A 13,891-nucleotide genomic window follows, 5' to 3' on the forward strand; every position below is an offset into this window, starting at 1 on the left:
GATGCGAACTACCTGCCTAAGCCTCCCTCCTCGGAGGGGCCGTTTCTCGACTCCTGCAAGCTGGTCGAGTTTGATCGACAGCTTCAGATGAGCGATATGAGCTTCACGGGCGAGGTTTCGCTGAATCTCAGGTACGTGGATGCCGAGAGTATCTGCTACGGCCTGAACGATTCGGAGCCGTACAGCAAGGTGCGTCGATATGCGGGTCGGGTAAGCAACCCGGAGCTCTTCGTTTCAATCGCTGTCGGCGTCTTCTGCCCGCAGCACGCTGGAGCTCTGCCCCGGTAGCGCTCGGGACGCAGCCCCTGGCGGGTCACCCCTATCGGCCGCAGTACAGCAACGAACTGAACAAGCTGATCACGAAGAGGAATCGCGCCGGACCACCGAGTCGGTCGACGCCTCGGTGGTCGCGGCCCCTCGAGGTCGAAACCTGGGATGGCACCGGCTACTGACCGCCGACCGCTGTCCGAGGTAGCCCGCCACGTCGCCCCCCGAAGCCGTAGGGCGAAACCGCCTAGTCAGGTCTTTAGCGCATGTACGGGGGCTGGGGCGGCGGCGGAGCGGAGGTCGCGACCTGCACGTGCTGTGTCCATTGGATTCCATCCCACCAACGGAGCTGGCCGGGATAACCGGGATCGCCGTACCAGCCGGGCGGAGTCGGGTTCGGCCGCATCGCTTCACGCACGTTCGCGTGGTCGAGCGCAGCCAATTGCTGACGCTGCATCTCGAGCTGCATGGCGTTCTGTGCAACCTGGGCGCGGGTGGCGTTACGTGTCTGCCGCGCGTACTTAGCAGATCGCTCTTCGGGAGTGCTCCATCGCACGAGTCCCATGGTTGTAAGACTTGCTGTCTTTCGAAAGAGCCCCATCCTTCGCGCTTTCCTCCCCGCCAGGACATCCGGCACGCCGCACAGTAGCACGCAGGGCTCAAACTATTTGGCGCATTGCATCATTCGCAATCTTCGCGAACTGAAAGGTCTCTATATCAGCGCACGAGCGAGCACTGCGGACGGCTGCGAGGGCATTCGGCTGTAGGTATCTACTGCCTGTATTTTCGAGCTAATCGCGCCCGAGACCGGGGAGTGAGTCCAGCGGCCATCGAGCCGGCTGGCGGGGATGCCTGCGTGGAGGCTGTTGACGCCGCGGTCTCGTCGAGGCTCGCGGACCTCCTGATTGCAGGGCTGGCCAGGAGTTCGATAGCTTCGGCGATATCGGTATCAGTCATCCTCCAGGATCGTCCGACTTTTCTGCCCGGGAGCCTCTGCGCGCGTAGTTGGCGCATGAGCCAGTTTTCGGAGGGTGCGCCGATGCGCTCGGCGGCGTACGAAATCGGATGAGTGAGGGCGGGCGTGGGCTCGGCCATTTGCTCAAGGTAGGTGGATCGGCCACTGTGGCGGCGACGACGGACACAGGACATCAGCCGGACAACCAGCCGTCCGCTGGACGCCGAGTACCGCGCCCCTGTAACGAACTTCGTCATCTACGACCAAGCGCAGGTACTCACCGAGACCGTCTCCGCCGAGCTGACCATCACCTGACCCTGTGAAATCCTGTCGCACGAGACGACGTTTGCCGCCCATCCTCGCCGAGCAAGCAGCGTACGGCGACGACGCACTCGCCTTGATCACCGCGGCGGCCCGTCGACGCCAGACCAATCGATAGCCCCAGCGGAACACCAACGGCAGTAGGCGGTTTCGTGGCAGTGGAGTGATGTACGGGAAGGGTCGGGGGCGGACCGTGTCAGGCCGTGCCGTTGCCGGACGCCGCCTCGCTGCCCTCTGGTACGGAGTATCGGTAGTGCGTGCCATCGCGCAGCATGGCCCACAGCACGTCGACTCGCCTCCGCGCCAACGCGATCACGGCTTGCTGGTGGACTTTGCCTTCGGCCCTTTTGCGTTGGTAGAACGACGTTGCCCGAGGGTCGTAGCGGGCGGCGGATTCGGCGCTGCGGTAGCAGGCCCGTAGCAATTGCCGGTCGTAGTACCGCGGTCTGCGGTGGTTATTCTTGATGCTGCCAGAGTCGTGCGGGATGGGCACGAGACCGCACGCGGCAGCGAGCCGGCTGGCAGTGGGATAGGTGTGGATGCTGCCATCGATGCCGACGGTGAATGCGGCGCCGAGGTGGGGGCCGAATCCGGGCATGCTCTCCAGGATCGCCGCGTACGGGTGAGTACGGAATCGGCTGGTAATGGTCTTGTCGAGCCCCTGCATTCTGGCCTGTAGGTCGAGGACTGTCGCGGCCTGCTCGCGGACGAGGTCCTCGAGCACGATGCGGCCGGGCAGTTCAATTGCTTGCCTGTCGGCCGCAGCGCGCGCGGCGGCGAGGAGGGTGTCAGCTTTGCGTGCCCGGCCGGACAGCCAATCCAAGATCGCGGTGTCGCTGGCGGCGTGGATGGCCGCGGCCGAGGGGAAGCCGGTCAGCAGGACGACAGCACCCTTGTTCTGGGCAAAGCTGAATGCGGCTTCCAACGCTGGGCTGAGCCCGCTAAGCAATGCGCGGAGGCGATTGATCGCCCGGACTCGATCCGCGGACACTCCGGCTCGATGGGAGAGCAGTGCACGCAGCGCCACGGTTACATCGTCGCAGGGCGTAAGGACGGGTAGATCGTTACGTTGGCGAGCCTGGTCGGCGATGATCGCCGCGTCGCGGGCATCGGTTTTGCGTTCGCCGGCATAGGTCTGAGCGGAGTAGTGGAACGCTCGGCCACACAGATACACGACCCTCAGCCCGCGGTGATGCAGCAAGGTCAGCAGCGTCGTCGCCAACTCACCTTTCGAATCCACAGCCCAGACGATCGGGTGCGCCTGTAGTGCAGTGACTGCGTCAACCAGGCCGGTCAACGACGGTTCATCGTTGCGGACTCGCTGAGAAAGCACTCGGTTGCCCGCCTCGTCGATGACCACACAGTGATGGGCGGCTTTGCCGATATCGACGCCCGCCCACATACCCTGCCCACCCATGCCCGCCTCTGCTTCACGAATACTCGACACGGGGTGACCTGCCGCGCATGCGTGTGCAGCAGTTGTGAAGCTTGCCTTCGGTTGATGAGCGAGTCAGGCCACCAGCAGAGCGCCAGCACGCGACCAAAAACGCCAAGCCGTCACAGCGGCAGGCATGCACCCAGTCGTCAACTGTTGCTCCGCTCTGTAGTTCGGTACCGGCCAGCGTCTGGACTGGCGCGCCAGCGCCCACGCTCCCATGCCCGTCGAGGCGCACCCCTGGTGTCGGGCATGGGTACTCGATTCCACCTCTACCTTTAGCTGAAATCGACTGGCGCGGACAGGCCCGAGTGCCCGTCCGCGCCGTAAGCTACAGCTGGAGCTACAGTGCCAACGAAGAAGGCCTCTCCTGTCCGGCGGTTGCGCTGGTGAGAGGAGCCTTCGGATGTATTCGATCAGAGCGCAGAGCCCTGAACCCACTGATCCCAGCTCAGCGTCCAGTCGCCGTTCTGCCACACCTCGAGCGGCGCGCCGCCGGTATTGTGCACCTCCACCACGTCGCCGGGCTGCGCGAAGTTGAAGAACCACTGCGCGTTCTCGGCATTGAGGTTGAGACAGCCGTGTGAGGTGTCGGTATTGCCCTGCGCCCACACCGTGGAATCCAGCTGGTGCAGATAGATGCCGTCGGTGCTGATGCGCGTGGCCCAGCCGATGGCCTCCTTGTATCCGAGCCGTGAATTGACGGGCAGACCGTAGGTCGAGGAGTCCATGATGACCGGGTTGGCCTTGTCCATGACCGTGTACGTGCCCGGCATGGTCCAGAACGTGAACGTCTTGCCGGCGATGGTCTCGCTGCCGCCGCGGCCCATGGAGGTGGGCATGGTGCGGATCAACTGACCGTTCTCGAACACCTGCACCTGATGGGTGTTGTCGTCGGCGATCGACACGTGCGACGGGCCGATGACGAAGTTGGCCTTGGAGTCCTCCTGGCCGAACAGGCCGTTGCCGACCTCGACGCCGTAGAGGTTGGCCGCCACGTTCACCTTGGTGCCGGTCTTCCAGTACTCCTTGGGCCGCCAGTGCGCGTTGCGGTTGTCCATCCAGTACCAGGCGCCGTCGACCGGCGGATCAGTGGTGACGACCAGACGCTTCTGCGCCGCGGCCCGGTCGGTGATGTCCTCGTCGAAGTGCGCGACGATGACCATGCCCACGCCGTAGCTGTTGCCGTCGACGATCGCCTGCCCGCCCGTGGTGTTCAGATACACCTTGGTCTGGTTCTTCGGGGCGATGGTGGTGAAGCTGGAGGTGACCGGACCGGTGGGACCGGTCACGTCCATGCCCGAGGCCTTCAGCGTGTACGTGCGGCTGTAGCCCAGCTGATCGTTCGGCTTCCATGCCGTCTTGTCCGGCGTGTAGGTGCCCTCGATGACCTTGCCGTCCTCATTGGTGAGCGTGACATCGGTCAGCACTCCGCTGGAGGTGCTCACCTTCACCGGCGCCGACGGATCCACCTTGTCCGTGCCCTGCGCCGGGGTGATGGTGATGGACTGCGCGACCGGAGTGCGTGGACCCACATTCCCGCTCGGGAGATTGGACGAGCAGGCCGCCAGCACCAGCACCAATGCGATCAATACGCTCGCTGCGGCGTTCGTCCGAAAACGGCGGGGTGGCATAGCTTCCCTCCTGTAATCGCCGTGCGCCGCACTGCTGCACAGCATCTTGTTACTGCCCAGCGTAGTAGATTACCCTCCGTTTCCGATCTTCCGTCGCCCGGTCATGCTGACGAAATGACAACGATGTGAGACCCGTGTGCGACACGCCGTTGGGCAGTGGTCATTTCAGCGATTGTTCTTTGATAGCGAGTTGCTGTTGACCCTTCTGATACGTGACTTCGCGGATGCCCAGGGCATCGCGCAGCTTGCCCGCGGGCAGCGTCACCGGCTTGGGTGCAGGCCCGTCACCGGGTTTCGGCAGCGGATAGGCCGTGGTGGTGCCGCTGTAGAACGTCACATTGCCCTCGGTCTTCGTGAACAGTTGGTGCACATGGCCGTTGAGGCAGGTCACCGAGGAGAACCGCTTCAGATAACTGAGCGCCTGGGTGGCATCGTCTGTGCCCCAGCCCCATTGGGGGTACATGGCGAACAGTGGAATGTGGCTGAACACGATGATCGGTGTGTCACTGGACAATCCGGCCACATCCTTCTGCACGAAGTCCAGCTGGTCCTGCCCGAGGTGTCCGAGATCCTTGAGATTGAGCGTATTCACCAACCCGATCACGTGGACGCCGGCGATGTCGAAGCTGTACCAGCCGTCCCCCCGCGTGCCGTTCCCGAACGCCGACCGGTATCGGGAACCGCCGTCGTCACTCGAATCATGTTCTCCTGGAACGGTGAACACGTGCGGGGTCTTGAACCCCTGCATCATCTGATGGACCTGATCGAACTGCTCGGCCGTGGCCAGATGCGTGAGATCGCCGGTGTGGATGACGAAGTCGGGCTCGTAGCCCAGCGAATTCACCTGTGAGATGGCCTCGGTGAAGGTATCGGTCACGCTGGTGTTGGCGGTACCGGTGAAACCGATGTGACTGTCACTGACCTGAGCGAACCGCAGCGTGGGCCGGGCGGGGGCGGCCAGCGCGGTGCCGGCCACGTGCGAGACCACCTCGCCGCCCACCACCGCCAGGCCCACGGCCGCGCCGAACCAGGCGGAGTGCCGCATGAGCTGGCGGCGGGTCATCTGCTGCGGATCGCGGGCCGCGTCCTCGTCCTCGAAGTCCGCGTACCGGTCGTTCGGGTTGCGAGTGTTCATTGGGTCACCACCACGGTCGCGTGCATGAAGGGATGAATCGAGCAGACATAGGCGAAGCTGCCCGCTTTCGAGAAGGTGAAGGTGTAGGTCGCGTTGTTGCCCAGCGTCGGCGAGCGGAAGCTGCCGTCGTTGGCGACCACGGTGTGCGGTTCCTCGTCCTTGTTGGTCCAGGTCACCGTGGTGCCGACCTTGACGGTCAGGGAGCTGGGCCCGAAGGCGAAATTGTCGATGTTGACAGCATTCGGGCCGGCCGGTGCCGCCGCCGGGGCGGACGAGCCCGGCATGGACATGCCGGGCATACCGGTCGGCCCGCTGCCGTCCGGCACCATGCCGGGCGTAGCGGTGCCGGAAGCGAAGGTGAAGCCGGGGGCGGCATTGTCCGTGGCTTTGCCGCCGCCGTTCGAGCTGCACGCGCTCGCCGTCAGCAGGGCTGCCGCGGCGACGGTGACGGCGACGGCTGCGCGCCGCCGGCTGCGGGTGGGTGTCATGGGGTCCGGGCCTCCATCCGGGATGGTTCCGTTCGCTGCTGCGAACCGGTCATCCATAGATAGGGGCGGGGGTTACATGGGACGGAAACCGCTGTGCACCAACGCTATTGGAGGCTAGGCGGGTTCGGTGGGCGCGAAAACCTCGATGGTGCCGTTGTTCTCGCGGACCTGGACGGTGGGCAACGGCGCGGGCGCCACCGGCAGTTGATGGGTGACCACCTCGCCCTGGATGGAGAAGGAGGTGGAGTGGCACGGGCAGCGCAGGCGCTCGGCCGGGGCGTCGAGCCACAGCTTGCAGCCCTGATGCGTGCACACGCCGGAAACCGCGACCGGATTCCCCTTGTCGCGGCGCACGAATCCATTGACGGTGCCGACATCGAACGCGATCGTCGCGCCCTCCGGCAGATCCGTGGAGCGGGCGATCGGCAGCCACGCGCCCGTATTGGGGGACAGCGGGGCCTGCTTGGCGGCGGGCGGGGAGCTCGGCTGCCCGTGCCCGATCAGGGTCCGATCCACCACCGCGCCGACCGTGGCGGCGGCCGCGGCCGCGGAGGTGCCGATCAGCAGGTTCCGGCGGCGGTAGCCGTTCGCCGGGTGCAAGGGGGTCGGCTCCTCGTCCATCTCGGCCGCGAGCCGGCGCTGCAGACTGCTCAGGAACTCCTCGCTGGGCGCGTCGCTGCCCAGGCGCGCGGCCCGCAGTTCGATGGCCGTGCGCATCTCCTCGGCCTCGGCCTCATCGGGCCGGAAGCCCGTGGACTTCTTTCCGGCCAGTAGTTCGTCGACGAACCGCCGCACTTCCCGCCCGCTCACCGCACACCTCGCTCATTCAGCTGGGACGCCATCTGCAACGCCCGATGCTGCAACACCTTCGCATTCGCCACCGTGACACCGAGGCTCTGCGCCGACTCCCGGACCGAAAGCCCCTGGAGAAAGCGCAGTTCCAGAATGCGGCGGTAGCGGTCCGGGAGTTCGGCCAGCACCGCCTTGGCGCGGGCCTCCGCCCCGGAGTCGTGGAACTCCTCGGGCGGTTCATCGGGGATATCGCCCTCGATGGTGGTGATCTCCCGGCCCATTCGCGCCTTCCAGTGCGCGGCCAGCACCGTGCGCGCGGTGGCGCGCAGGTAGGCCCGCACCTCCGGGGCGCTCGCCGTGATGCGCAGCGGTTTGAGCGCTGCCGTGAACACCTCGGCGGTCAGATCCTCGGCGTCGGCCCGGTTGCCAACCTTGCCGAACATCAACGCGTACACCCAGGTGACATTGTCCCGGTACACCGCTTCCCAGCTGGCGTAGCTGTCACCGGACACCAGCCGCAACTCCCGACCCGAGCTCGAGCTCAAGACAGGCTGCGTCCGGTGCTCGGATTCGACCCGTCGCACCATGAACCGCCGCTTCCCGCATCCAACGAATACATAGACGCGTGTTCACGTCTGTCAGTAGATAGCGCCCGGGGTTACAGCGGGGACGTTTCGGCGGTATCGCAACGAATTCGTCCCGGGCGGATCCGGCCGGATCCACCCGGGACGTACGCAGATCGCGCTGTCAGCGCGCGGGTCGCAGCAGATCGCCCCGCAGCACGCCGTGCAGGGTCCTGGCGGCGACCACGGCCCAGGCGGCGACCAGCAGGGCGTACAGGCCCACGGCGGTGACGGCGAACAGGTCGGCGCCGGTGTGCTGGTAGAGCGCGGTGCTGCCGGTGACGCAGCAGCCGAGCGGGAAGGTGAAGCCCCACCAGGTCAGGTTGAACGGCATGGAGGTGCGGGCGTGCCGGGTGACGGCAATGGCCAGCGCCAGCCACAGCATGGCGAATCCCCAGGTGGGAACGCCGTAGAGGACGGCGAAGACATCGAGCCCGGCGGCAGTGCGGTCGTCCACGACGCCGGGGGCGACATTGGCCAGGCTGCCCGCGGCGGTCACGGACTGGCCCAGGGGACCGAGCACCAGCCAGACGGTGGCGACCATCCCGGCCGGCAGCAGGCCGTGATGCAGCAGCCGCGACCAGATCAAAGTGATGGTGACCAGCGAGGCGATCAGGCTCAGTCCGAACATGGCCAGACAGGCCACGAACATGGTCAGCCGCAGCTGCCCGGCCGGAGTGTGCGGCACCAGCAGTGCGCCCAGCGCGGCGGACACCATCGGCGGCACCACGGGCATCAGCCAGCCGCCGAAGGCCGAGTCGGGATCGAAAGTGTGGCGGGTGATCATCCGGTAGGGAATGGCGGCGGCGGTCATCAGCCCGAAAACCGTTCCGGCCGACCACAACACCCAGTCGACGGTCACCGCGGCGGTCGAGCCGATGATGTCCTTGCCGAGCAGCAGGGTGCCCGCGCCCACGGTCAGCAGGGCCATCGGCGGCGCGCCGTAGAACTGCATCATGATCGGGTGCAGCCCGTGTCCGCGGGCCTCCTGCGGATACCGCCGCCAGTGCAGGACCCAGGCCCCGGCCAGCACGGTCAGCAGCAGCGCGGCCAGCGCCCACACCAGGGTGGCGACGCCCTTCAATCCGGGGAACTGCATCGGCAGGGTGGCGGCGGCATTGGCGATGATGCCGGTGCCCATCACCGCGGCGAACCAGTTCGGCGCCAGGTGCCGCAGCGGCTGCCGCCCGTCGCCCTCGCCCGCCGCCGTCGGGGTGCTCACCTGTGCGGCGGGAGCTGCGGCAGCGGTTCGGCGGAAGGTCACGGTGGTCATGCCTCAACCCTCGCCGACCGGCACTTCCCCCGGTAGCGCTCACAATTCGATGGATGCATAGATCGGTTCTATGCCCGACCCCGGTCCTGTTCTATGCCGCCACGATGTACCGGATCGTCAGGCGGTGGGCGGAGCGGATTTGCGCAGCACGTCGAGGAAGGCGCGCATCCATTGCGGATGGTCGGGCCAGGCGCGCCCGGTGATCAGATTGCCGTCGACATGGTCCGGGCTGTCGACCCATTGCCCTCCGGCCGCCACCACATCGGGCTCGAGCGCCGGGTAGCTGCTCGCGGACCGGTCCCGCAGCACGCCCGCGGCCGCCAGGATCAGCGGTCCGTGGCACAGCGCCGCGATGGGCTTGTCCGTTTCCGTGAAGTGCTGGACGATGCGCCGGCAGTCCTGGTCCCCGCGCAGATACTCCGGCGCCCGCCCGCCCGGAATCACCAGCGCCGCATACCGGCTCGGGTCAACCTCCGCGAACGCCAGATCAGCGGGCCAGGTCCGCCCCAGCTTCTCGGTGTAGGTGTCGAACCCCTCGGTGAAGTCGTGGACCACGAACTGCAACCGTTTCCGAGCCGGAGCCGCGATGTCGACCTCGTACCCCTCTTCCAGCAATCGCTGATAGGGATACATCACCTCGAGGTCCTCGGCGGCATCTCCGGTGATCAAGAGCACCTTCGTCATGGCGCACCTCCCAGAGAATGGTATCGAGACCGCTCATCACCCCACCGCTTTTCGGAACACCTGGTCGCATGATCCGGTGCCGTATCGCGATCCGGACGCGGCGGTCACGCGGGCTGGATGTCGGGGAGTTTGTCGGGTCGCCAACAGTTCGCTATTGATCTCATGCCTGGTCGATAGGAAACCATAATGCGGCGATTGCGGGCATTGAATCCGAGGTGGTGCAAAGGATCTGAACGGTCGGTATCGACATGAACCGGAGATGCCCGGGAAATTCGCTAATGAATAGCTACCGTGCGGGAACGGCCTTTTCAGGTTCCCATACCGACAGGAGCGGCAGCCATGCCCGACGGTGTTCCCGGATTCCCGATGTCACGACGCGGATTGTTCGGTGCCGCGGCCGGATTGGCGGCCACGGCCGCGCTGGCGGCGTGCAGCAGCTCGAAGAATTCGTCCACGTCGTCGTCTACCACCACCACAGCCGCCGCGGGCGGTAGTGATCCGAAGTCGATCGCGACCGACGCCTACATCTTCGGCTACCCGCTGGTCCTCATGGACGCCACCCGCGCCACCGCCGCGCCGGCCAACACCCTGCTGCGCTTCGACAAGACACCCAGCCCCGACGACAAGACCGTCGTCACCCCCAATGTCGACACCCTCTACAGCCAGGCGTGGCTCGACCTGCGCGCCGAGCCGATGGTGTTGCAGATTCCGGTCATGCCCGACCGCTACTGGCTGGCTCAGATGATGGACGCTTGGACCAATACCGTCCACAACCCCTCGAGCGTGCACCCGCAGGTGTCCCGCGGCGGTCAGTCCGGCCCGTTCACGTACGCCGTCACCGGCCCCGGTTGGACCGGGCAGCTTCCCGATGGGCTCACTCGCCTGGACATGCCCACCGGTACGACGTGGATCATCGTCCGTTTCGCTCTCGACAGCCCGGACGACCACGATGCGGTGGTCGCTCTGCAGAACCAGATCAAGCTCATGCCGCTGAGCGCCTGGACCGCCGACCCGGACACGCCCACGCCCAATGGTGCACCGGGCAGCATGTCCGACAGCCCGGCCAAGCAGGTCCAAAACATGGACGGTGCAGCCTTTTTCGCCAAGCTCAATGAACTGATGGCGGCCGACGCTCCCGCACCCGCCGACGCCGACGCGCTCGCCCGATTCGCCGGCCTGGGCATCAAGCCCGGTGGCTCGGTCACCGGCATCGACGCCGACACCCTGAACGCCGCGGTCCGCGACGCACAGCAGCGGATCCACGACTACAAGAACCCGAGCGCCAAGGAGGTCAACGGCTGGAGCTATGCCACCGACCTCGGCACCTACGGCACCGATTACCCATTGCGCGCCAACACGGCATCGACCGCCCTCGGCGCGAATCTGCCCGCTGACGCGATCTATCCGATGATGGGCAATGTTCCCGCCGATTCCGGCGGTACCCCGCACACCTACCGATGCCACTTTCCGGCAGGCCAGCTGCCGCCCGCGGACGCCTTCTGGTCGCTGACCGCCTACACCGCCGACCACTTCCTGGTCCCCAACCCGGACAACATCTACTCCGTCGGCCACCAGCCCGCCGTCACCCCCAACCCCGATGGTTCGGTGGATCTCGTCCTGCAGGCCGCCAAGCCCGGACCCGAAGTCCCCCAGGGCAACTGGCTGCCGATCCCATCCTCCGGGACGTTCAATCTCGCCATGCGCCTCTACGCGCCGCGCGACGACGCCGCCAATGGAAGCTGGCAGCCGCCCGCGCTCACCCCGACCAGCTGAACCGCGGCCAGGCCGGCATGAGCGCAGACCAGGAGTCGCGTTCATGCCGGCCGATGCGCGAGACCCGTTGCGATGGTGGGGAGTTCAGCCGACTATCGACGCACGGCGGTCCGGCGGGGCCGGGCGCAGGTGCCGGACGACGGCCAGGTCGGTGGGCTGGGCGTGGCGGGTGTCGTAGCGGTCGAAGACCGCGGCCAATTCCGGTGACCAGCGCGCGAATTCGGCTCGGATGGGCCCCTCGGTCTCCAATTGGCACACCACGCCCAGCGCGGTCAGGAAGGAGCGCGCGAAGGGGGTGAAGTAGGCGGGCATGTCCAGTTGCCGGTGGACATTGGACAACCGCGGGGCCAGCACCGAGCGGACGTGCCCGCGCAGCCAGGCGGTGGTGAGCCGGAAGGTGGGCACGGTGAGCGGTTCGCCGACCGCGTCGAGCCCCTCGGCCAAGGCGGCCACGTCGTAGTTGCGTCCGGGCCGCACGAAGCCGTGCCGCCGCACCGCCGCGTCCAATTCCGGTATACCGCCGTTGAACGCGGCCTCCATCACCTCGCCCACCAGTGCCTCGAAGCCCGGGGGCGGCCAGGGCGTGCAGGCCCCGAAATCCACCACGCCCAGCCGCCCGTCGGGCAGCACCCGGAAATTGCCCGGGTGCGGGTCGCAGTACAGCAGGCCGGTGCGCGACCAGGTCGACAGCAGGAATCGGATGATGAGCATCCCGACCCGGCTGCGCTCCTCGGGCGCACCGGATTCGATGATCCGCGAAACCGGTGTGCCGGTGAGCCATTCCGTCACGATCACATCGCCGCGCTGCGTGATCACGCCGGGCACCACGAAGTCCGGATCGTCGGCGTACGCCTCGGCGAAGCGCCGCTGATGGTCGGCCTCGGCCGCGTAGTCGAGTTCGTCGGCCACACAGGTGCAGATGGCCTCGGTCACCGCGGGGACGTCCGCGCCGGGCGCGAACACCGTGGCCAGCACCGAGAGTCGGCGCAGCTGTTCCAGATCGGCGAGCACCGCCTGGTGCGCGCCCGGATACATGACCTTGACCGCCACCGGCCGCCCGTCGTGCCACACCGCGCGATGCACCTGTCCGATGGAGGCCGCCGCGGCCCGCCGATCGTCGAATTCGGTGAAGTGCCAGCGCCAGTTCTCGCCCATGCCCGCGGCCATGGCCGCGTGCACGGTCCCGGGCAGCATGGTGGGCACCGCATCCTGCAGCTGGGTGAGCGCGGTGCGGTACGGCGACGCGATCTCCGAGGGCAGCGCGAGTTCGTAGAGCGAGAGCAACTGCCCGAGTTTGGTGGCGCAGCCCCGCAATTCGCCGAGTACCTCGAAAATGTGCTGGGCGGTGCGCATCCGGATCTCGAAGTCCACCTCGGCGGCGGATCGGCCGAGGGCCCGCTTGCCGACCCCGGCGGCCTGCCGGCCCGCGAATGCGACCGGAAGACTGGCGATTCGCGCATTGCGGACCGCGCCGCGGACGGGCGGCCTGCCCCCGTCGTCCCCCGACCGTTCCCCGATACGCCGAATCGACATTGCTCACCTCGTCGTGTGCGCGGCACCGCGCCGGCGTCCGATGTGGCTCTCACCAGGTCCGATGAGTAGCCCGCCCCGGCGCATGCACGTGCAGTTTGGCACACGAAAGTCTAAACTGTCTGGGACGTATCCGAAAGTTGTCGAAAGGTGACAGGATGGGTGCCCAGACGGTCGTGTCCGATGTCGCGGACGAGCTCGCTCGCCGCGTCGCGACCGGTGAGTACGCGCCCGGTGATCTGATGCCATCGGTCCGCCAGGTTGCCGAGGAATTCGATATGAACCGGGCCACAGCGCAATTGGTGCTGGGCCGGCTGGAGTCCTACGGCTTCGTGGACGCGCATCGCGGCCGCGGTTTCACCGTCCGGGATGTGCGCCGCGCGGGCGGGGTGGATGTGTACCGGCGGCTGTTCCGGCTGTCCATGCACACGCCCGAGGTGGCCGCGGAGATGTTCGGCAATATCGTGGCCGCCGAGCGCGCCATCGTGCTGGAGGCACTGCTCGACTACACCGCCGCCGAGCGCGGCATCGAGCCCGCGGTGCTGACCGCCGCGGTCGACCAACTCGAAACCCGGGCCCGCAGCGCCGAACCCGATCACACCCGGATGCTCGAGCTCGAGGTCGGCCTGGTGCGCCTGGTGCTGACCGATCTGGGCCACACCATGCAGCGCGCGGTGCTCAATTCGGTGGGGGAGATGCTGTTCGAGGTGCCGGAGGCGGTGGAGGCGTACTTCGCGGCCTCGGCCGATCTGCACGTACTGGTGTGGCGGGCGCTGCTGGCGGTGTGGGAATCCACGGCCGGTCCGTCCCAGGCACAGCTGGCGCTGTTCGAGGATCTGTTCGCCATGTACCACGAGAAGGTGCTGGCCAAATTCGACGAATTGCTGGGTATGGGCCTGGATTCCGCGGTGCACCGGCAGAGCGCGTCCGCCTGATCAGACGGCGGTCGCCATGGCCGCCGCCACGAGCGCGCCGATGATG

At 66.8% G+C, this 13,891-nt stretch carries 13 protein-coding genes; 3 read left to right on the plus strand and 10 right to left on the minus strand.

The features are described from left to right. Positions 1 to 526: 526 nt before the first annotated feature. The gene (locus ACWEKS_RS15115; protein ID WP_452340625.1) at positions 527 to 736 is read right to left on the minus strand and encodes a DUF2510 domain-containing protein; all 210 of its coding nucleotides are present in this window, start codon (positions 734 to 736) and stop codon (positions 527 to 529) included. A gap of 639 nt (positions 737 to 1,375) precedes the next feature. Between ACWEKS_RS15115 and ACWEKS_RS15120 the strand changes: the two genes are divergently transcribed. Beyond that, positions 1,376 to 1,537 (plus strand): hypothetical protein, encoded by a 162-nt coding sequence (locus tag ACWEKS_RS15120; protein ID WP_452340626.1) that lies wholly within the window; start codon positions 1,376 to 1,378, stop codon positions 1,535 to 1,537. Between the two features lie 202 nt (positions 1,538 to 1,739). Here the strand turns inward: ACWEKS_RS15120 and ACWEKS_RS15125 are convergent, their stop codons facing one another. The 8 genes from ACWEKS_RS15125 to ACWEKS_RS15160 form a co-directional block, all read right to left on the minus strand. Further along, on the minus strand, positions 1,740 to 2,990 hold the full coding sequence (locus ACWEKS_RS15125) for an IS110 family transposase (RefSeq protein ID WP_452340627.1): 1,251 nt from the start codon (positions 2,988 to 2,990) through the stop codon (positions 1,740 to 1,742). Between the two features lie 404 nt (positions 2,991 to 3,394). Then, on the minus strand, positions 3,395 to 4,612 hold the full coding sequence (locus tag ACWEKS_RS15130; protein WP_452340628.1) for an Ig-like domain-containing protein: 1,218 nt from the start codon (positions 4,610 to 4,612) through the stop codon (positions 3,395 to 3,397). A 160-nt stretch (positions 4,613 to 4,772) separates the two neighbouring features. Beyond that, complete coding sequence (locus ACWEKS_RS15135) at positions 4,773 to 5,675, minus strand: metallophosphoesterase family protein (protein ID WP_452340729.1); 903 nt, start codon at positions 5,673 to 5,675, stop codon at positions 4,773 to 4,775. A gap of 68 nt (positions 5,676 to 5,743) precedes the next feature. Continuing rightward, positions 5,744 to 6,235, minus strand: a complete 492-nt coding sequence (locus ACWEKS_RS15140; protein ID WP_379384050.1) for a cupredoxin domain-containing protein — start codon at positions 6,233 to 6,235, stop codon at positions 5,744 to 5,746. Between the two features lie 114 nt (positions 6,236 to 6,349). Further along, positions 6,350 to 7,045: a Rieske (2Fe-2S) protein gene (locus tag ACWEKS_RS15145; RefSeq protein WP_452340629.1), complete on the minus strand. Its 696-nt coding sequence runs from the start codon at positions 7,043 to 7,045 to the stop codon at positions 6,350 to 6,352. Further along, positions 7,042 to 7,572 carry an RNA polymerase sigma factor gene (locus ACWEKS_RS15150; RefSeq protein WP_452340630.1) on the minus strand — a complete coding sequence of 177 codons (531 nt, stop codon included), beginning with the start codon at positions 7,570 to 7,572 and terminating at the stop codon, positions 7,042 to 7,044. Before ACWEKS_RS15150 ends, ACWEKS_RS15145 begins: the two co-directional genes overlap by 4 nt. Before the next feature lie 202 nt (positions 7,573 to 7,774). After that, a complete protein-coding gene (locus tag ACWEKS_RS15155; RefSeq protein WP_452340631.1) occupies positions 7,775 to 8,923 on the minus strand; it encodes a TDT family transporter in 1,149 nt (382 codons plus the stop codon). A gap of 117 nt (positions 8,924 to 9,040) precedes the next feature. Beyond that, the gene (locus tag ACWEKS_RS15160; protein ID WP_452340632.1) at positions 9,041 to 9,607 is read right to left on the minus strand and encodes a DJ-1/PfpI family protein; all 567 of its coding nucleotides are present in this window, start codon (positions 9,605 to 9,607) and stop codon (positions 9,041 to 9,043) included. Positions 9,608 to 9,946: 339 nt separating this feature from the next. Here ACWEKS_RS15160 and ACWEKS_RS15165 point away from each other — a divergent pair, with 339 nt between their 5' ends. Beyond that, positions 9,947 to 11,380, plus strand: coding sequence for a DUF1254 domain-containing protein (locus ACWEKS_RS15165; protein WP_452340633.1), 1,434 nt, complete (start codon positions 9,947 to 9,949; stop codon positions 11,378 to 11,380). A gap of 84 nt (positions 11,381 to 11,464) precedes the next feature. On the opposite strand, the gene ACWEKS_RS15170 is transcribed toward ACWEKS_RS15165, so the two are convergent. Continuing rightward, entirely contained in the window at positions 11,465 to 12,913 is a 1,449-nt protein-coding gene (locus tag ACWEKS_RS15170; RefSeq protein WP_452340634.1) for an ABC1 kinase family protein, read from the minus strand. A gap of 155 nt (positions 12,914 to 13,068) precedes the next feature. Here ACWEKS_RS15170 and ACWEKS_RS15175 point away from each other — a divergent pair, with 155 nt between their 5' ends. Further along, on the plus strand, positions 13,069 to 13,845 hold the full coding sequence (locus ACWEKS_RS15175; RefSeq protein WP_452340635.1) for a GntR family transcriptional regulator: 777 nt from the start codon (positions 13,069 to 13,071) through the stop codon (positions 13,843 to 13,845). The last annotated feature ends 46 nt before the right edge of the window (positions 13,846 to 13,891 follow it).

The sequence above is a fragment of the Nocardia sp. NPDC004711 genome (assembly GCF_053601595.1).

Excerpts from the sequence above, each read along its gene's own strand:
- ACWEKS_RS15115 (WP_452340625.1), bottom strand. The coding sequence starts at position 736 with ATGCAGCTCGAGATGCAGCGTCAGCAATTGGCTGCGCTCGACCACGCG.
- ACWEKS_RS15130 (WP_452340628.1), bottom strand. The coding sequence starts at position 4,612 with ATGCCACCCCGCCGTTTTCGGACGAACGCCGCAGCGAGCGTATTGATC.
- ACWEKS_RS15135 (WP_452340729.1), bottom strand. The coding sequence starts at position 5,675 with ATGACCCGCCGCCAGCTCATGCGGCACTCCGCCTGGTTCGGCGCGGCC.
- ACWEKS_RS15140 (WP_379384050.1), bottom strand. The coding sequence starts at position 6,235 with ATGACACCCACCCGCAGCCGGCGGCGCGCAGCCGTCGCCGTCACCGTC.
- ACWEKS_RS15155 (WP_452340631.1), bottom strand. The coding sequence starts at position 8,923 with ATGACCACCGTGACCTTCCGCCGAACCGCTGCCGCAGCTCCCGCCGCA.
- ACWEKS_RS15160 (WP_452340632.1), bottom strand. The coding sequence starts at position 9,607 with ATGACGAAGGTGCTCTTGATCACCGGAGATGCCGCCGAGGACCTCGAG.
- ACWEKS_RS15165 (WP_452340633.1), top strand. The coding sequence starts at position 9,947 with ATGCCCGACGGTGTTCCCGGATTCCCGATGTCACGACGCGGATTGTTC.
- ACWEKS_RS15170 (WP_452340634.1), bottom strand. The coding sequence starts at position 12,913 with ATGTCGATTCGGCGTATCGGGGAACGGTCGGGGGACGACGGGGGCAGG.
- ACWEKS_RS15175 (WP_452340635.1), top strand. The coding sequence starts at position 13,069 with ATGGGTGCCCAGACGGTCGTGTCCGATGTCGCGGACGAGCTCGCTCGC.